17 protein-coding genes are annotated in these 17,397 nt (G+C 45.4%); 13 read left to right on the forward strand and 4 right to left on the reverse strand.

Going from position 1 to position 17,397, the window contains the following annotated elements; translation table 11 throughout:
- Positions 1-28: 28 nt before the first annotated feature.
- Positions 29-883, reverse strand: coding sequence for a virulence factor BrkB family protein (locus CWI73_RS11290; protein WP_088767245.1), 855 nt, complete (start codon positions 881-883; stop codon positions 29-31).
- A gap of 241 nt (positions 884-1,124) precedes the next feature.
- On the opposite strand from CWI73_RS11290, the gene CWI73_RS11295 reads away from it, so the two are divergent.
- From CWI73_RS11295 to CWI73_RS11305, 3 genes are read left to right on the forward strand one after another with little or no spacing between them, the layout of a single operon-like run.
- Positions 1,125-1,364: a hypothetical protein gene (locus CWI73_RS11295; RefSeq protein WP_053953375.1), complete on the forward strand. Its 240-nt coding sequence runs from the start codon at positions 1,125-1,127 to the stop codon at positions 1,362-1,364.
- Positions 1,364-2,002: a DUF2959 domain-containing protein gene (locus tag CWI73_RS11300; protein WP_126752873.1), complete on the forward strand. Its 639-nt coding sequence runs from the start codon at positions 1,364-1,366 to the stop codon at positions 2,000-2,002. The genes CWI73_RS11295 and CWI73_RS11300 overlap by 1 nt, the downstream gene beginning before the upstream one ends.
- A gap of 15 nt (positions 2,003-2,017) precedes the next feature.
- Positions 2,018-2,533, forward strand: coding sequence for an NADPH-dependent FMN reductase (locus CWI73_RS11305; protein ID WP_126752874.1), 516 nt, complete (start codon positions 2,018-2,020; stop codon positions 2,531-2,533).
- Between the two features lie 12 nt (positions 2,534-2,545).
- Here the strand turns inward: CWI73_RS11305 and CWI73_RS11310 are convergent, their stop codons facing one another.
- Positions 2,546-3,160 carry a TetR family transcriptional regulator gene (locus CWI73_RS11310; protein ID WP_126752875.1) on the reverse strand — a complete coding sequence of 205 codons (615 nt, stop codon included), beginning with the start codon at positions 3,158-3,160 and terminating at the stop codon, positions 2,546-2,548.
- A 176-nt stretch (positions 3,161-3,336) separates the two neighbouring features.
- Between CWI73_RS11310 and CWI73_RS11315 the strand changes: the two genes are divergently transcribed.
- Positions 3,337-3,615, forward strand: coding sequence for a DUF3081 domain-containing protein (locus CWI73_RS11315; RefSeq protein ID WP_058578514.1), 279 nt, complete (start codon positions 3,337-3,339; stop codon positions 3,613-3,615).
- A complete protein-coding gene (gene trhA, locus CWI73_RS11320; protein ID WP_058578513.1) occupies positions 3,612-4,277 on the forward strand; it encodes a PAQR family membrane homeostasis protein TrhA in 666 nt (221 codons plus the stop codon). The genes CWI73_RS11315 and trhA overlap by 4 nt, the downstream gene beginning before the upstream one ends.
- Before the next feature lie 77 nt (positions 4,278-4,354).
- Here trhA and typA read toward each other — a convergent pair whose 3' ends face one another.
- Positions 4,355-6,193 carry a translational GTPase TypA gene (gene typA, locus CWI73_RS11325; RefSeq protein WP_126752876.1) on the reverse strand — a complete coding sequence of 613 codons (1,839 nt, stop codon included), beginning with the start codon at positions 6,191-6,193 and terminating at the stop codon, positions 4,355-4,357.
- 338 nt (positions 6,194-6,531) lie between these two features.
- On the opposite strand from typA, the gene glnA reads away from it, so the two are divergent.
- From glnA to CWI73_RS11355, 6 genes are all read left to right on the forward strand, one after another.
- Positions 6,532-7,941 (forward strand): glutamate--ammonia ligase, encoded by a 1,410-nt coding sequence (gene glnA / locus CWI73_RS11330; protein ID WP_126752877.1) that lies wholly within the window; start codon positions 6,532-6,534, stop codon positions 7,939-7,941.
- A 71-nt stretch (positions 7,942-8,012) separates the two neighbouring features.
- Positions 8,013-9,071, forward strand: coding sequence for a nitrogen regulation protein NR(II) (glnL, locus tag CWI73_RS11335; RefSeq protein ID WP_126752878.1), 1,059 nt, complete (start codon positions 8,013-8,015; stop codon positions 9,069-9,071).
- On the forward strand, positions 9,064-10,482 hold the full coding sequence (ntrC, locus tag CWI73_RS11340) for a nitrogen regulation protein NR(I) (RefSeq protein WP_126752879.1): 1,419 nt from the start codon (positions 9,064-9,066) through the stop codon (positions 10,480-10,482). The genes glnL and ntrC overlap by 8 nt, the downstream gene beginning before the upstream one ends.
- 75 nt (positions 10,483-10,557) lie before the next feature.
- Positions 10,558-11,238: a response regulator transcription factor gene (locus CWI73_RS11345; protein ID WP_126752880.1), complete on the forward strand. Its 681-nt coding sequence runs from the start codon at positions 10,558-10,560 to the stop codon at positions 11,236-11,238.
- Positions 11,235-12,584: a sensor histidine kinase gene (locus tag CWI73_RS11350; RefSeq protein ID WP_126752881.1), complete on the forward strand. Its 1,350-nt coding sequence runs from the start codon at positions 11,235-11,237 to the stop codon at positions 12,582-12,584. Before CWI73_RS11345 ends, CWI73_RS11350 begins: the two co-directional genes overlap by 4 nt.
- Before the next feature lie 14 nt (positions 12,585-12,598).
- On the forward strand, positions 12,599-13,624 hold the full coding sequence (locus CWI73_RS11355) for an alpha/beta hydrolase (RefSeq protein WP_126752882.1): 1,026 nt from the start codon (positions 12,599-12,601) through the stop codon (positions 13,622-13,624).
- Here CWI73_RS11355 and fieF read toward each other — a convergent pair.
- Positions 13,566-14,480, reverse strand: a complete 915-nt coding sequence (gene fieF / locus CWI73_RS11360; protein WP_126752883.1) for a cation efflux pump FieF — start codon at positions 14,478-14,480, stop codon at positions 13,566-13,568. The genes CWI73_RS11355 and fieF overlap by 59 nt on opposite strands.
- Positions 14,481-14,790: 310 nt before the next feature.
- Between fieF and CWI73_RS11365 the strand changes: the two genes are divergently transcribed.
- Together CWI73_RS11365 and CWI73_RS11370 are read left to right on the forward strand one after the other, a co-directional pair.
- Positions 14,791-15,969, forward strand: a complete 1,179-nt coding sequence (locus tag CWI73_RS11365) for a tyrosine-type recombinase/integrase (RefSeq protein WP_157980639.1) — start codon at positions 14,791-14,793, stop codon at positions 15,967-15,969.
- A gap of 4 nt (positions 15,970-15,973) precedes the next feature.
- Complete coding sequence (locus tag CWI73_RS11370; protein ID WP_126752885.1) at positions 15,974-17,392, forward strand: hypothetical protein; 1,419 nt, start codon at positions 15,974-15,976, stop codon at positions 17,390-17,392.
- Positions 17,393-17,397 lie beyond the last annotated feature (5 nt).

Genomic DNA, 17,397 nt, shown 5'->3' on the forward strand with positions numbered 1-17,397 from the left:
GTTATGGTCTTTTAAAAAGGGGGCAAGGTCAATCAGAAGTCGGTTCTTCCGGTAACTGTTGGTATTCCTCCAAACTGACCGTTAACACTGCACCGGTCAGTACAATCATCCAGGACAGGTAAACCCAAATAATGAGAATGGGTACCGTAGCGAGCGCACCGTAAATAGCCTGGTAAGTCGGAAATGAAGTGATATACAACGAAAACAGCTGTTTGCTGAGCTCGAATAAAATTGCTGCAATAACGGCGCCAAACGCGGCATAGCGCAACTTAACCTGACGGTTCGGCACCAGTTGATACATTAACGTGAAAAAGATAAATGACGTGGCTACCGGCACCATCCATAACGTAAAACTGCGTGCACCAGAAATATATTCATCAGCGAACTGACTTAATGAAATAAGGTATGACGTTGCTGCGAGGCCAGAGCCAATCAGTAAAGGTCCCAGAGTTAATAGCATCCAGTATACTGCGAAAGAGACCAGCCAGTGGCGCTTATTTACGTCTCGCCAGATATTATTTAACGCCTTATCAATAGCTGACATAAGCGTAATGGCGACAATAAACAAAAAGCCGACACCAACAGCTGTCATTTTTGAGGCGTTAGCAACAAACTCATTAATGTATTCCTGCAGCTGCTCGCCGGAGGTGGGTAACAAATTCGCGAACAACGCCTGTTCCAGGTTACCTTTTAGCTCTTCAAAGACCGGAAATGCTGAAAAAATGGTAAACATAACAACCAGCAGCGGCACTAGTGAGAGTAGGCTAACATAGGTTAAATGCCCTGCCGTCACGTTGATGCTGTCGCTGTTAAACCGGCGCCCGAAATAGGTTAAAAATCGCCAAGTCTCTCCCGCGTAATGTTTCCAGTCTGTTTGTTTCATGCGATTGAGCCGCTTACCTGTCCGTTGCGTATTTATTAAAGACTATCATGATTGAGGATAAGCGAAATGGCAATGGTGATATTGGGCGCCGGCGGTGTGATAGTACAGAGCTGCCTTATTAACATGGCTATAATTGATCTGATAAGAGAGTTGCTTGGGAGAAGACGATAAGACTTTATTTGCTTTTACGCTGAGAATGTCGGTTAATTGGTAATAAGGCCTTTCAGTGTAAGGAGTTTTTATGCTTTATATTTTAGCGATTTTATTTCCGCCGCTGGCTATTTTGTTCACAGGAAAAATTTTCCAGGCTATTTTTAACCTCATTATTGCCGTGGTTGGTGTGGTGTTGTTCATTGTCTCGGTCGGCGCCTTAGGTATCGTTTATTTAATTGCGATTATTCATGCCATTATCGCTGTGCACGATTATCGCCAGCGCAAGCGAGATGAGCGACTGATTAATTCGGTAAGAGGAAAAGACTAATGAAACAGTGGATTGTTCCGGCAGTTGCTGTGGTAGCACTGACTGCCTGTCAAAGTGCTTACTACGGCACCATGGAAAAGTTTGGCGTTGAGAAACGCGACATTTTAGTCGACCGTGTTGACGATGCCCGCGACTCGCAAACTGAAGCTCAGCAAGAGTTCCGCTCGGCTTTTGAACGCTTGGACGAAATGCTGAACATTGAAGGCGGTGAACTGGAAGAAACCTACAACGCACTCAATGACGACTACGAGGACAGCAAAGCAGCCGCTGAAGATGTGAGAGATCGTATCGACGCGGTCGATGACGTAGCTCAGGACTTATTTGATGAATGGAGTGAAGAGCTCGGCGAGTACAGCAATGACAACATGCGTCGCCAAAGTGAACGCCAACTTCGCGAAACAGAACGTCGTTATGCGGAGCTCCTGCGGGTTATGGAACGGGCTGTCGACAAAATGCAGCCAGTACTGGATAAAATGCAAGATAACGTGCTTTACCTGAAGCATAATCTAAACGCCAAGGCGATAGATGCCATTCGTGGTGAATTTAACAGCCTGCAAAATGACATTTCATCATTAATTGCTGACATGGAAGCCTCAATCGAGGAATCGAATCGCTTTATTGAGTCAATGCAGCAGTAATTATTAGGAGACAGTATGACGGTATTATTTATCGGGGGCAGCCGCCGCAAAGAATCACTGAATGCAAAGCTCAAGCATCGATTAGTTGAGGTAGCTGAAAAGCATGGTATACAGCATAAGCTGCTCGACGCCGACGCGCTGGATGCACCGATTTACCATGGGGACCTGGAAGAAGCAGAAGGTGTACCCGAGTCGATGCAGGCGTTGGCGAAAGCCATTGATGCCGCAGACAAAGTGGTGTTAGTGAGCCCTGAATATAATTCGTCGGTATCTCCGTTAATTAAAAATGCGATTGACTGGGTGTCTCGCGTTGATATTGGGGCCTGGGGCAATAAAACTGTTCTGTTGGCGGCTGCGTCTCCCGGTGGACTAGGTGGCTTGAGAGCGGTCAGTCATTTGCGTGATATATTGGCGAATGTAGGAGCGTGGACGGCACCAATGTGTGCGAGCTGCCCCAAAGCGAATGACAGCGCTATCGCATCAATGGACGAAGAGTTTCTGGTTAACTTCCTACGCCAGGCAAGTAATTAGGCTTAAACGCAGTTAACGCGGCAATCCTTTGACATAAGTGTCTATAGCGGTATTGCCGTACTCAACCAACGGGAAGAAGTCGGGCGCCAGTAACCAGTTATAAATGAGCCCATCAACTAAAGAAAACAAACCAATAACTGCCGTTCTTGAATTGACAGACTGAGCGATTTCGCCAGCGTCTATGGCTTTTTGGAAAAGACCTTCAACATCATTAATACACTCATTCCGGCCGCTGACGTGGCGAAGTTTTATAGGGTTAACCTCGTCGATATATTCGCACTTGTGCAGCAGTATACTGGCAAGCGATTGTACCTGTGGCTCGTTTTGAACCCTTGCCAAAAACTCTTTAGAGCGGGCTTTTATTTCTTCAAGAATCTCAAACTCATTGGTTTCTGAAATTTGCTCGCGCATTTCGTCGATAGGCAACTTAACGCGCCCCATTAACGACTCAATGAGATCCATTTTATTTTCAAAATGATGGTATATCGCACCACGAGTGACGCCTGCTTTCTCTGCCACTTGCATCATAGACGTCTGGGTAACCCCCTTTTCACTGAACAAAGCTTCCGCAGCGTCCAGTAATTTAGAACGGGTTTCCATGGCGTCTTCTTTTGTGCGTCTAACCATTGTGAACTCCAATTACTTAACATTCGTTCATTATTATAACGGATTCTGGTTAATCATGCACATGTGTATGTAAAAAGAGTAGGCAACTAAATTCAAACATTTGCTCCAAATTGGTTGTCGAAATGGTTTTAGACCCCAATAATGAAGGTATACATTTCAATAAGAAGAGGTGCGGCATGAAAAACGAGCTAGACACAAAACTGATGCTTGATGCTTACGAGAAAATTCAGACTCATGGTGAAGCTCGCCAAGGACGTCATTATTTAGATGGCATTGAAGCTTATACCGACCACGACGGCTATACGGTCTTTTTGGAAGGTTACGGTGTAACGCTGACACTTCAATTCCATAGCTCGTATCACATGAACTATGAAAACGAGTCGCAAGTCGATAAGTTTATTCGTGCAGTAAAAAACATTGCTGACGGTTATGAGACCCCCGGGTACGAACGATGACTGAACACAAAGCTTATACAGCAATGGAGGAAGTCGCTCATGCATTGACGCATGGCATCGGTGCAGTATTAAGCATTGCGGCTTTGGTTGTCATGATACTTTGGTCCGTCGCGTATGGTGATGCTTGGCACGTGGTAGCAGCCAGCATTTACGGGGCTAGTCTTATTTTGCTTTACACGGCTTCGACGCTTTATCACGCGTTTCCCTGGCCAAGAATAAAAGCACTTTTTCAGCAGCTTGATCATGCGGCTATTTATATTCTTATTGCCGGTACCTATACACCCTTTGCACTGATAAACTTACGTGGCGCCTGGGGTTGGACGTTATTGGGCATAGTCTGGGGCATAGCAATAGTCGGGGTTGTGCTTGAACTGGCTATGACCAAACCCATTAAATGGCTGTCACTAAGCTTATATTTAGGTTTAGGGTGGATGGCGCTTATTGCAATAAAACCCATGATAGATAATGTCGATTTTGGTGGTTTAATGCTGTTGGTAGCAGGAGGGCTGGCTTATACTTTCGGCGTTATTTTTTATGTCAGGAAGTCACTGCCCTACCATCATGCTATTTGGCATTTGTTTGTTTTAGCGGGCAGTATTTTCCACTTCTTTTCTATTTTCTATTTTGTTTTGCCGCAACCAGAAATGATGGCAGCCAGTTAGGCTTAGGTAAACAAAGCGTTAGATACAAAAAGCCCCGCATTCAAAGCGGGGCTCTTTCTTTATTTGCTAAACTCTATTTAGCTTTTTGACTCACGACCCAGTCGTTTACGCTCGTTTTCTGTTAACGCACGCTTACGAATACGGATAGATTCAGGCGTAACCTCAACCAGTTCGTCGTCGTTGATAAACTCAAGCGCTTGCTCCAGTGTGTACTTAATTGGCGGGCTCAGTGTTTGAGCGTCGTCAGTACCTGAAGCACGAACGTTGGTCAGCTGCTTACCTTTAAGGCAGTTAACAGTTAAGTCGTTCGAACGGTTATGAATACCAATAACCTGGCCTTCATAAACTTCGTCGCCGTGCGCTGCGAATAATTTACCGCGCTCTTGCAGGTTAAACAGTGCGTAAGTCAGTGCTTTACCCTGGGCGTTCGAAATGAGTACGCCGTTTACGCGTTGGCCGATAGTGCCGCCTTTGTGCGGACCGTAATGATCAAACGTGTGATACATCAAGCCAGTGCCTGACGTTAATGTCATGAACTCAGTCTGGAAGCCAATTAAGCCACGGCTTGGTACTTCGAAGTCGACACGAACACGGCCTTTACCGTCAGGTGTCATATTGGTCATCTCGGCTTTACGTAAGCCCAGTTTTTCCATGACCGAACCCTGGTGCTGCTCTTCAATATCAACCGTCAAAGACTCATACGGTTCCATTTTCTTGCCGTCTTCTTCCTTGATAATAACTTCCGGTCGCGACACAGCCAGTTCGAAACCTTCGCGGCGCATGTTCTCGATTAATACACCCAAGTGCAATTCACCACGACCTGATACGCGGAATTTATCCGGGTTGTCTGTTTCTTCAACGCGAAGTGCTACGTTGTGAACCAGCTCTTGCTGTAAGCGCTCAAGAATTTGACGTGAAGTAACGAATTTACCTTCTTTACCCGCGAACGGAGAGGTGTTGACCTGGAATGTCATGGTAACCGTTGGTTCGTCAACGCTTAGAGGTTTCATTGCTTCAGCTGCGCCAACAGCACAAATCGTATCTGAAATTTTCAGTTCGCCCAAACCAGTTATGGCACAAATGTCGCCTGCATGAGCTGATTCAGCGTCAATGCGATCTAGACCAAGATAATTGAACACCTTGCCAACTTTACCGCTACGTTCTTGACCGTTAGCACCGACAATGGTCACTGGTTGGTTGACTTTCACGCTACCGCGAGTCACACGACCAATACCGATAACGCCAAGGTAGCTTGAGTAATCCAGCTGCGAAATTTGCATCTGTAAGTCAGCGTCAGGGTCTGCGTCTGGGTGGCTAACTTCGTTAACGATAGTTTCGAACAGCGGCGTCATGTTGTCGCCGACCGTTTCTTCTTCACGAGTCGCCCAACCGTTTAGAGCTGAAGCGTAAACTACTGGAAAGTCTAATTGTTCGTCAGTAGCACCTAAGTTATCGAACAAGTCGAATACTTGATCCATGACCCAGTCAGGACGAGCACCCGGACGGTCAATTTTGTTGATGACAAGAATTGGGTTCAAACCGTGCTCGAACGCTTTCTGTGTAACGAAACGAGTTTGCGGCATAGGACCGTCAACAGCGTCAACCACCAGCAATACGGAGTCAGCCATTGATAATACACGTTCTACTTCACCGCCAAAGTCAGCGTGTCCCGGAGTGTCCAGAATGTTGATGCGGTAGTCCTGCCAGTTAACGGCTGTATTTTTTGCCAAAATGGTAATGCCGCGTTCTTTTTCCAGATCGTTAGAGTCCATGATGCGCTCTTCGAGCTCACCACGACTTTCTAAGGTGCCAGATTGTTGAAGTAGTTTGTCGACCAGTGTGGTTTTACCATGGTCTACGTGCGCAATAATCGCAATGTTGCGAAGCTTATTGATATCAAATGCCTGAGTTGTCATTAAGAAAGCCTGTGTTTGTCGGTAGTGAGTGTAAACCCAACCCTTCCGACGGGGGTTTATGAAAAATAGCGGCGTATTCTACCTTCTTAGACTCTATTAAAAAAGACCTGATTGTTTTTTGTTCGCTATTTTCCCTGAATAATCGGACAATAATTTTGAGGTTTACTGTGATCGACTGCACCTAAATGGTGCGTAATGTGTACTAGTAGTGCAAATTTTTTGGTGCAAATAAAATGATTTCAAGCAACCCTTTGATTTATAAAGAAAAGTAAATTGGCATAAGCTTTGCTATACTGTGCCTGTTACTTTTAAAAAGACGCTGTCTACTGGAGGACAACATGTCAGCTGATAAGATTTTCGATACCATTAAAGAAAACGACGTAAAATTCGTCGACCTACGCTTTACCGATACTAAAGGTAAAGAACAACACGTCACTATTCCGGTGTCGCAAATCGATGACGACTTCTTTGAAGAAGGCAAAATGTTTGATGGCTCGTCAATTGCCGGCTGGAAAGGTATTAATGAATCAGACATGGTGCTGATGCCGGACAACGACTCGGCAGTATTAGACCCGTTCACTGATGAAATGACCCTGAACATTCGCTGCGACATTTTAGAGCCTGAAACACTACAAGGTTACAGCCGTGACCCACGCTCTATCGCCAAACGTGCGGAAGAGTTCTTGCGCAGCTCAGGCATTGCCGATGAAGCTTATTTCGGTCCAGAACCAGAATTCTTCCTGTTCAACGACGTTCGTTTCCGTACCGATATGAGCGGTTCGTTCTACAAAATTGATGCCGACGAAGCTGAATGGAACTCGGGTCGTGAATATTCGGAAGGTAACATGGCGCACCGCCCTGGTGTTAAAGGCGGTTACTTCCCGGTACCTCCGGTTGACTCAGCTCACGACATTCGTGGCACCATGAGTTTGGTTATGGAAGACATGGGCTTAGTGGTTGAAGCGCACCACCATGAGGTGGCGACGGCCGGTCAGAACGAAGTCGCAACGCGTTTTAATACATTAACCACCAAAGCAGATGAAATGCAGGTGTATAAATACGTGGTTCATAACGTCGCGCACTCTTATGGCATGACAGCAACCTTTATGCCTAAACCATTAGTGGGTGATAACGGCTCTGGTATGCACGTACACATGTCACTGAACAAAGGTGGTGAAAACCTATTTGCCGGTGACCAGTACGCGGGTTTGAGTGAAACCGCGTTGTATTACATTGGCGGTATTGTTAAGCATGCACGCGCAATTAACGCCTTTGCCAACGCATCAACGAACTCTTATAAGCGTTTGGTTCCTGGTTTTGAGGCCCCGGTGATGCTGGCTTACTCAGCGCGTAACCGTTCTGCATCCATTCGTATTCCACTGGTGTCCAGTGCTAAAGCACGTCGTATTGAGGTACGTTTCCCTGACCCTAGCGCGAACCCTTACCTATGTTTCACAGCGCTGCTTATGGCTGGTCTTGACGGTATACGTAACAAGATTCATCCAGGTGATGCAATGGATAAGGACTTATATAACTTGCCACCGGAAGAGGCAAAAGATATTCCGACCGTTTGTCATTCGTTAGAAATGGCGCTGGAAGCATTAAATAAAGACCGCGACTTCCTGAAGCAGGGCGGGGTCATGGACGACGACATGATAGACGCGTACATTGGTCTTAAATACAATGAAGTTGAAACACTGAAGAAGACAACACACCCTGTTGAATTCGACATGTACTACAGTGTTTAATAACCTTTGAAGGGCGGTTTATACCGCCCTTTTTATTTGCACCAAAGTGGTGCATAAGCTAACCTTTCCTTGTGAATACTCATTCTTTAATTAATCAACTTCTGACCGGGATACTCGTTTTAGACGAGAGTCTTATTATTCGCTACGTTAATTCGGCAGCGGAGTCCCTGTTTGATCATAGTGCGAAGCGTTTGCTTGGAGAGCCTTTCTCGACGGCTTTTTTTCAGTGCTCGTTAGCCAGTGAAACCATTGCCAATTGCTTTCATTATGAGCAAAGAGTGCTCAATACGGATGCGGAATTCGCTTTGCATTCAGGGCATCGAATTACCGTCGATGTGTGCATTCAGACCATTCAGGATGACGGTCAAACACTGTTGTTGATGGAGCTTCGCAAGGCGGACCAACTGCGCCGCATTAATCAGGAAGACCAACAGCGGAACCAATTGTTTGCTACCCAGCATTTATTGCGCGGTATGGCGCATGAAATAAAAAACCCATTAGGCGGACTACGCGGCGCGGCACAGCTGCTGGCGCGTGAGCTGAACGACGATTATTTAAAAGAATACACGGACTTAATTATCAGTCAGTCTGACCGTTTGCGTTTTTTGGTCGATCGCCTGTTAGGCCCTATGAAGCCAGGCAAGCGAGGACGGGTCAATGTGCATGAAATAACGGAGCGCGTGGCGAAGACGTTGTCGTATGAATACGGCGATGCACTGAGCATTGTTCGCGACTACGATCCGTCATTGCCGGACATTATGATTGTCGAAGAAAGCTGTGAGCAGGTGTTTTTAAACATTGCACAAAATGCAGCCCAGGCGATGAAAGGCAAAGGGAAGCTCATTGTAAGAACTCGGGTTGAGCATCAGTTAACGCTTTTCGGAGAGCGTTACCGACAATGCGCTGTGGTTCACTTTATCGATAATGGTCCTGGCATTTCTGACGAGCTTCGTAACACCCTGTTTTATCCGTTAGTTAGCGGCAGAGCAGAGGGTACGGGGGTGGGACTGTCTCTGGCGCAAACCATTGTGCACCAGCATAAAGGCAAAATTGAGGTCAGCTCTGAACCGGGACGTACTCAATTTTCTGTCTATTTACCTTATGTGAGTGAGGGCTCAGGAAATGACTGACGCAAGTTTATGGATAATTGATGACGATGAGTCCATTCGCTGGGTATTGGAAAAGGCCTTCGCAAACAGTCGTTATCATGTACGTACTTTTTCTGACAGCGCTACATTTTTTAGCGAACTTGAGCAGGCTCAGCCCACTGTGGTAATGACGGATATTCGCATGCCCGGTGACGACGGGTTAGTAGTGCTTGAGAAGTTGCAAAAAAGCCACCCTGATATGCCGGTGGTGGTTATGACTGCTCACTCTGACTTAGATACGACAGTTAAAGCTTTTCAGGGTGGCGCATTTGAGTATTTGCCAAAGCCGTTTGATATTGATGAAGCGCTGACTACGGTGGACCGTGCACTCCGACACCTGATTGAGAATAAACAAGGTTCACAGCCCGCTAAAGCAGCAAAAGTTCCTGAAATTATCGGCGAAGCGCCTGCTATGCAGGATGTTTTCCGTGCTATTGGACGGCTCTCGTCATCCAGCGTGAGTGTACTGCTAACGGGGGAAACGGGGACGGGCAAAGAGCTGGTAGCGCGAGCATTACATAAGCACAGTCCACGAACTGAGAAACCTTTCATTGCGTTAAATATGGCTGCTATTCCAGGGGAGCTCATCGAATCGGAGCTGTTTGGGCATGAGCGTGGGGCCTTTACCGGCGCTGATAAAAAGCGCATGGGTCGTTTTGAACAAGCCAATGGAGGCACGCTGTTTCTGGATGAAATAGGCGATATGCCGTTGTCGGTGCAGACCCGGTTACTGAGGGTGCTAGCTGAAGGGCAGTTTTATCCAGTGGGGGCGCATCAACCCATAGAGGTCGATGTTAGGGTTATTGCAGCAACGCATCGTTCTTTGGAAGCATTGGTTGCTAAAGGTCAGTTTCGAGATGACTTGTATCACCGACTCAATGTTATTCGGCTTAAGTTACCACCACTGCGTGAACGAAAAAATGACATCCCTATGCTGGTTGAGCATTTCTTAGAAAGTGCCGCGAACGAACTTCATGTGACGGCGAAGAAGTTGTCTAAAGAAGCAATGGCAGCACTAAAGAATTACCGCTGGCCGGGCAACGTGCGTCAACTGGAAAATACCTGTCGTTGGTTAACCGTCATGGCGCCAGGTCAACGCGTGGGTGTCGACGACCTGCCCGAAGATATTTTGAATAAAAGCGACACTTTGACCGACTCAGTACCGACGACTGATAGTGAAACTTTAGGCAGTTGGCTGGGTCTATTAAGCGATGAGCTTGCCGCACTACCGGATGATAATACTGATGTATTGACTCAGTATCAGCGGCGACTCGAACAAATTGCTTTAGAACATGCGTTAGCCCGTTTTGACGGGCATAAACAAAAAGCCGCGCTATGGTTGGGTTGGGGGCGTAATACACTCACCCGAAAACGGAAAAACCTGCTAAAGTAAAAGTTCTGTAAATTGAGTCGTATATTGAGTGGTCATTTTGGATCATGGATTTATTTCTGGAGAGAACAACAAGTTATGAGACATTCAGTATTACTCATTGATGATGATAGCGAAATGTCCGTCATGCTGACGGAGTTGTTTAAGCGAGAATCTGTTGATCTAACAACGGCGGAAGACGGCGTGACCGGTCTCGATGAAGCTCTCAACGGCGACTACGAGCTTATATTGCTGGACGTTATGTTGCCGGGTATCGATGGTATGCAGCTGTTGCAACGGCTGCGTCAGCAACACCGAGATACTGCAGTGTTAATGCTGACCGCTCGCGGCGACGACGAAGATCGTGTTATGGGTCTTGAGCTGGGTGCCGATGACTACTTGCCCAAACCTTTTAACCCACGGGAACTGGTTGCCCGGGTTAAAGCATTGCTGCGTCGTACGCCAAATACGACAATGCAAAGCGAGAAGTTGTCCGTTTGTGGTATTAACTTAGACCCCGCAACCACCGAGGTTCATTGTGATGGCTCAGAACTGATACTGACGCCCACGGAGTTCGATATTTTGCGTTGCTTAATGCAACAGGCTGGGCACATGGTCAGTAAAGATCAGTTATCAGTGGCAGCTTTAGGTCGTAAGATGGAGCCTTTTGACCGCAGCTTAGATGTTCACATTAGTAATATCCGCAAAAAATTACCAACCAAACCTGACCGTATTCAAACCATTCGTGGTCGTGGCTATCGCATACTCGCGAGTTTATGAAAATACGACGCACGCGGTGGTATCGGTCATTAACCTTAAGGTTGCTGCTGGTTTTCTGGGCGCTGCTGTCGGTGACTGCCGCCAGTGGCTACCTGCTAGCGATATGGAATAAGCCAAAGGCAGAACTCTCTCCGCTAAAACCTGAAATATACCAAACTTTGCAACCTTTGCTTAGTGACGCCCTCACCTTCCATTCTCTTCAACCAGGTAGACTCATTGCTGGCGACTATCGAGTGGCTGCTCAACTATCCAATACGGGTAGCGAAAAGCTTCTGATGGATGAACTACTACGTATTAAGCATGGCTCGACTTTGCTGCGTATGTTGGGGCAAGAGCAACCACAGCAAATCCCTTTGGATGAACGGCTGTTAATGGGACCTTTTGAGCTTAATGGCAATAAAATATTGGTCACTCGGCCTTTAGGGCCCGCCGAATACGTTGATAAAGAGAAGCTGGAGCAAGAATCGATGCAGGCGCGCGCACTGACCGTGATTATTGGAAGTGGTGTGCTCGCAATTTTGTTAGGTATTTGGCTTATTCGGCCTATTCGCCGAATGATATTAGGTATGCGAGAAGTGGCAAAGGGCAGTGCAAAGCCCGACTTGAAGCGACTGCCAAAGCGGGGTGATGAAGTGGGTGAGCTGGCGCGAGCCTTGTCGCAAACCGCGTTGGACTTAGCCAAGTCGCGAGATGCCCAACGGCGACTATTAAGTGATGTATCTCACGAGTTGCGCTCTCCTATGGCGCGTATGCAAGTGGCGTTGGACTTAACCGAAACCGATGCGCATGAGGATGATCCTAACTGGCAGCAACTGCGCCGGGATACCGAACGTTTAAGCGTTATCATCGAGCGTATTTTGTCGCTTTCCCGCCTGGAAAATGGACTCATCGAGTTGAATAAAGAATCGCTGGACAGTGGCGAATTGGTCCAGCAGCTTATTAACGATATGTGCTACCAAAAACCAGAGGTAGAGGAGCGCTTAGTGAAGCTCGGAGATGCCTGGCCAGAGATTGAAACTGATGCAGAGCTTTTCCGATTAGTGCTTGAAAATATCGTGAGAAACGCCCTGCATTACACCGAAAGTACCGTGGAACTGTCTTGCGAAGTAGGTCGCGACAATATGTGTGTGATAATACGCGACCATGGCCCGGGTGTGGAAGAGTCGACACTTGTTAAGCTATTTGAGCCGTTTTACCGTGGAGACCCTGCCCGTCACCATAAAGCGGGCGTTGGTTTAGGTCTTGCTTTAAGCCAAAGAACAGCGGTAGTTCTTGGAGGCAGCCTCACTGCTAAAAACCACCCTGAAGGTGGACTGAAAGTCGTGCTAGAATTGCCAAAACGGTAATTTGAGCAGCACGCATGTCGCTAAACGACCCTCTTAAACAAAAGCCTTCCGATGACTCGCCGAATTGGCGAGCCTTTTTTGATGACACTATTGTGCCTTTTTGGAACACGCAGGTTGAGTCGAAGTATTTTAAAGGTGACGACGGCTTAACGTTGCACTATGCCTCTTATAAACACACTCCAGAAGCGCCGCTGGTTGTTATTAGCCCGGGTCGCATTGAGTCTGCGTTAAAGTACCAGGAATTATTCTGGGAGCTGGCACAGTACGGGTTTTCAGTCACTGCTATCGACCACCGAGGACAGGGTTTGTCGGACCGTTTGACAGACAACCCACATCAGGGTCACGTTGACAGTTTTGATGATTTTGTCCGTGATTTTGCAGGGTTTAACGATGAAATTGAGAAAGAGTTTGGCAATGTGCCGAAAACCCTGTTCTCTCACTCGATGGGGGGCACCATAGCTACGCTTTATTGCGCTAACTATAAGCATAGTTATCGGTCGCTCATTTTGTCAGCTCCTATGTTCTCAATTGATACAGGCGGTGTGCCGTACAGCTTAGCGAAGCTTGTCGTGAGTGTCGGAGCGCGCCTGAACCGCTGGTTTTCGAGACCCTGGTATTTTCTGGGCATGAAGAATTATCAGCGTATTGCTTTTGAGGATAACGTTTTGACTCAAAGCTCGACACGATACGATGCTTTTCGCGATGGGTATGAGGCTCAGCCTAGCGTGCAGCTTGGAGGCCCAACTTTTAATTGGTTGTATGAAGCGATAAAAGCTTCGAAGGCTGCGCAGGATGTCGTCAATAAAATAAACATACCGGTGACGCTATTTCGCGCCGGCGCCGACAAAGTCGTTTCGAAAACAGGGCAGTTAGCGGTGGCAGCAAAAGCAACAGAAGGCCACTTCACTTTCAGGACGATAGAAGGGGCGTATCACGAACTGATGATGGAAAAAGACTGTTACCGAACGCCCGTCTTGAACGCTATCGTTGAGCAGACCCTTCCACTATTGCAACAATCTCAGGGTCCATGTGCACAATAATATCGGCTCCGGGGAAGGCTTTCATCAGTTCAGCTTCAACGTCATCCGCAATGGCGTGGGCGCGCAGCAGCGATAAGCTGTTATCGAGCTCAATGTGAAGCTGAATAAAGCGAACCGGACCCGCCTCACGAGTCCTTAAGCCGTGGAAACCCTTAACCCCGTCAACCGACATGGTTGCTTCAGCAATTTGTTTTTGGTGTTCCTCAGACAGTTCTCTGTCCATTAATGACTGGAACGCGTCCCAACCAATTTTTATTGCACCAATAATGAGGTATACCGCAATGCCAATAGCAAATACGCTGTCTGCCCAAAACCATCCCATACTGGTTAGCATAAGAGCGACAATGACAGCCACATTTAGCAGAATGTCAGACTGATAATGCAAATTGTCGGCTTGAATTGCCTGTGACTGTGTTTGCCGTATCGCAATGCGTTGAATGACAATAAGAACCGTTGTAATTAGTATCGCGATAATAGAAACAATGATGCCATAACCAGCTTTCGGAACACTGCCGCCCTGAATGAGTTGCTGCACACTGTGAAACACTAGCAACATGCTGGAACCGGCAATAAAGGCACTTTGTGCAAGAGCGGCTAATGACTCGGCTTTACCGTGACCAAAGCGATGCTCTTCGTCAGCCGGCTGGAGCGCATAGCGAATGGCAAAAAAGCTGAAAATAGAAGCGCCGCTGTCGAGAATGGAGTCTGTGAGTGAGGCCAGCATACTGGCGGATTCGGTTTGTAACCAAGCAAACAGTTTTATAGCAATAAGTATAGCCGCCACAACAACCGATGAAGCGCTGGCTAAACGAACCCAAAAAGAGTAATTTTGCTGATAATTTTTCTGCTTTGGCACGGCTTAGACACACATTAAAAAGAAATATTCTGCTATTCTACCGTTTTTCTAAAAGCGATGAAAATGAGCGATGCTGCATTTAGTTTTATTTGAGCCTGAAATTCCGCCTAATACCGGCAAACTTGTAACCCGTACCAGTAAACATGATTTTGTTAGCCCTATCCTATAATGGTCTCTAGTTACTAAAGCTGATAGGCTGATTGTTTTTCCAGTTCAGGGAGAAAGTACTTGGCTTCTGACTAATTGTTGTTAGTCATCTAGCGTAATTGTTGGTACAGTTTTGGTTACGTACCAATATCCCGGAATGTTAGTGAAGAAACTAATACTCAAAGATGTAAAAATCTTGGAGCAGCATTTTGAACGTCTCGATGTTTTATTGAACGATGATAGAAGTCTTGCGTTGTTGCCAACTCTCTTTTCAATTTTCTGCTTCAGTCGTTCGATTGCTTATATAACGCGAGAAGTTCGCACTGAAGACTTAGCTAGTACAGTAAGGCGAGAGACTTTTATCCAAGAGCACTCCATTACACAGAGCACTTGTGTAACATACGTAGCTCGCGTTTTTGAGTTCGCAAAATATTGTGACCAACTCGAGGAGTCATTTGTTGATATCAATTCCGACCGTCTTATGAATAGGTATCTGAATGAGAGTCTCGGTAAGCGAGTAACCAGTATTGCTACTGTAGAGGTAGCAAAAAGCGCCCTATCAGCTTATCGGTTATTCCTACTGAAGCTCGATCTTGGTGATTTACCTAATCTAAATTTGCGCAGTGAAATAATTGCTAATCTTAATTCTGCAACAATTGTACACTCCGCCACAGACTATGTTTCTAGAGAAGAACGTACAATTATAAAGCAGGCGTGTAGTAATGATCGCGATCGGCTAATCATACGTTGTGGGTATCAGCTAGGCCTAAGAAGTTCTGAAAACCGTGCTTTATTATTAACTGACCAATATATAAAAGAAGTTCGTCAGCCTGGTCTGCTGTCACTTTTTAAAAAGGCTGATAACGAAACTAGCGAAGTTTTCGCATATACATTAAATGGTGTTTACACAAAATTTAAAAAATCTCGTGTAATTTATATCCCTCGTCAACTACTGCTAGATTTTTACGATTACTATAAAAATGAAAGACGATATTATACTCAGAAAAGCAATGAAAAAAGAGAAGGTAAGCATCTCTTCATAAGGTATGACTCCGCGGGGAAAGGGGAAGCTATTTCAGACAGGCATGCAACAAATATCTTTCTTAAGGCTAGAAAGACTTCAGTCTTAAAAGAAGCACCTATCTCATATCATAAGCTTCGTCACACGTTTGCGACCGAATATTTCGCAACTTTAATTAAAGATAAATCAGGCCAATATTACAGTGAGGCAAACGCACTATACTTAGTCGGTAAGCGACTAGGGCACGCAAATCCGTCCACAACCAGCCGATATGTTCGACTTCTTGAAGATTTAAAAATAAAAGAAAGTATAGAGTTCTAGTTATATGCGAGAATTAGTAAGCTCGACTGAAATTAAGAAAAATGATGAAGAGTCACTTTTGAATTCAAATGTGATAAACGTGACTGCAAACAGTACTAGAGTGTTAATTGGAAAGTATGAGTATCGTTTCGAACCAGATTGCTATAAAAGAGCAAGTATAATTAAAGCGATAAATTCCGCAATAAATTTAGACTGGTTTAGTAACCTGTCAGAGCAAACAAAAACTAGTTATATGACAGCACTTAAGAGCTTTCTTCCCTATGTTCAAAAATTAAAAAATGAAGAGTTTACAGTAGGTATATTAGCTAACTTCTCAAGTTATAGGATAAATATTAAGAAGGTAAAAGCGCAGTCTACAAACGTTGGTATAGTTTCAAATATGCTAGCAAAGGGGCTTGGTAACCCAGGCTTGACCAGTAAAGAAGCCACTTATCTTCGCGACGTGGTTAATAATAAACCAAATTCAGCGTCTGCGAAAAGGGAGCAAGTCGCCCTTTCTGATTTTTTCCTTAATCTAAGCTGGTTTAGAACATACCTTAGTGATACCGAGATTTATGAGCTTAGTAATCAGAAAATATTTTTAGGTAGCTTTGTAACCACTATTGCAACTGTATTAACTAAAATAATAGAAACTAAGAAAGCCTTTATAGATTCAGGTTTAGCAGATAATTACACAGAAGATCTAAGTTTAACCAGAAAGACGAAAGTAAAGTATTATGTTCATTGGTTAATGAAAATGGGGGCTCAATTCGATCAAACAAAAAGTCTGGACCTACTAAAACTTTTCCAAATCGATTTTATTAACGAGTCAAAGTTTGTGAAAACCTCTGAATGCGAAAACTCTTTATATGACAAACAGATTAGTAAGATTGGAACAAGTAACTCTTATCATAAGACTGATATATTACGTTTTGGTAACCTTCGGGCTCCTTCCGCTCTAGAACAATACTTAATGTCATTTCTTATCGCTGCACAGGCTGTTCAGCCCTCAAATATAGAGGAGCTTAAAGCCGGAAACATTATCGAAATTAAAAACGTAAATGAACAAGTAATAAAAGTTCAGTTAAAGTATTTCAAAAAAAGAGCGAAAGAAGTGAAAGAGACCCCCTTGTTATCGGCTAAGGAATCAGTAGTTGCGAAAGCATTCTTAGCTTACAAGGAATACTTTTCGAGTGCTTCGGAATATCTTTTCAATGAACAGGCTAGTCTATCGACAGTTCATTATACGCCTTATCTAAAGAAGAGGACTCTCGTTACTCGGTTATTACTTTCTTTAACTATTTACGAGGAGGAAATTCGTTCGTCTTTAGGTAAATCTGGTTATTCCAATATTTTCTCGAAGTGCTTTAGAACTCTGAAAGAGGAAGGAGGAACTAGTCTAAGCGAATGGCGGGCGCGTGTAGCAAGAGTGAATCGCCACTAGTTCAC

Origin of the sequence: Idiomarina piscisalsi (assembly GCF_003987095.1) — a bacterium.
GTDB classification, from domain to species: Bacteria; Pseudomonadota; Gammaproteobacteria; order Enterobacterales; family Alteromonadaceae; genus Idiomarina; species Idiomarina piscisalsi.

What these genes read in the sequence shown, in the direction of transcription:
- CWI73_RS11290 (WP_088767245.1), bottom strand. Translation starts at nt 883, where the DNA reads ATGAAACAAACAGACTGGAAACATTACGCGGGAGAGACTTGGCGATTT.
- CWI73_RS11295 (WP_053953375.1), top strand. Translation starts at nt 1,125, where the DNA reads ATGCTTTATATTTTAGCGATTTTATTTCCGCCGCTGGCTATTTTGTTC.
- CWI73_RS11300 (WP_126752873.1), top strand. Translation starts at nt 1,364, where the DNA reads ATGAAACAGTGGATTGTTCCGGCAGTTGCTGTGGTAGCACTGACTGCC.
- CWI73_RS11305 (WP_126752874.1), top strand. Translation starts at nt 2,018, where the DNA reads ATGACGGTATTATTTATCGGGGGCAGCCGCCGCAAAGAATCACTGAAT.
- CWI73_RS11310 (WP_126752875.1), bottom strand. Translation starts at nt 3,160, where the DNA reads ATGGTTAGACGCACAAAAGAAGACGCCATGGAAACCCGTTCTAAATTA.
- CWI73_RS11315 (WP_058578514.1), top strand. Translation starts at nt 3,337, where the DNA reads ATGAAAAACGAGCTAGACACAAAACTGATGCTTGATGCTTACGAGAAA.
- trhA (WP_058578513.1), top strand. Translation starts at nt 3,612, where the DNA reads ATGACTGAACACAAAGCTTATACAGCAATGGAGGAAGTCGCTCATGCA.
- typA (WP_126752876.1), bottom strand. Translation starts at nt 6,193, where the DNA reads ATGACAACTCAGGCATTTGATATCAATAAGCTTCGCAACATTGCGATT.
- glnA (WP_126752877.1), top strand. Translation starts at nt 6,532, where the DNA reads ATGTCAGCTGATAAGATTTTCGATACCATTAAAGAAAACGACGTAAAA.
- ntrC (WP_126752879.1), top strand. Translation starts at nt 9,064, where the DNA reads ATGACTGACGCAAGTTTATGGATAATTGATGACGATGAGTCCATTCGC.
- CWI73_RS11345 (WP_126752880.1), top strand. Translation starts at nt 10,558, where the DNA reads ATGAGACATTCAGTATTACTCATTGATGATGATAGCGAAATGTCCGTC.
- CWI73_RS11350 (WP_126752881.1), top strand. Translation starts at nt 11,235, where the DNA reads ATGAAAATACGACGCACGCGGTGGTATCGGTCATTAACCTTAAGGTTG.
- CWI73_RS11355 (WP_126752882.1), top strand. Translation starts at nt 12,599, where the DNA reads ATGTCGCTAAACGACCCTCTTAAACAAAAGCCTTCCGATGACTCGCCG.
- CWI73_RS11370 (WP_126752885.1), top strand. Translation starts at nt 15,974, where the DNA reads ATGCGAGAATTAGTAAGCTCGACTGAAATTAAGAAAAATGATGAAGAG.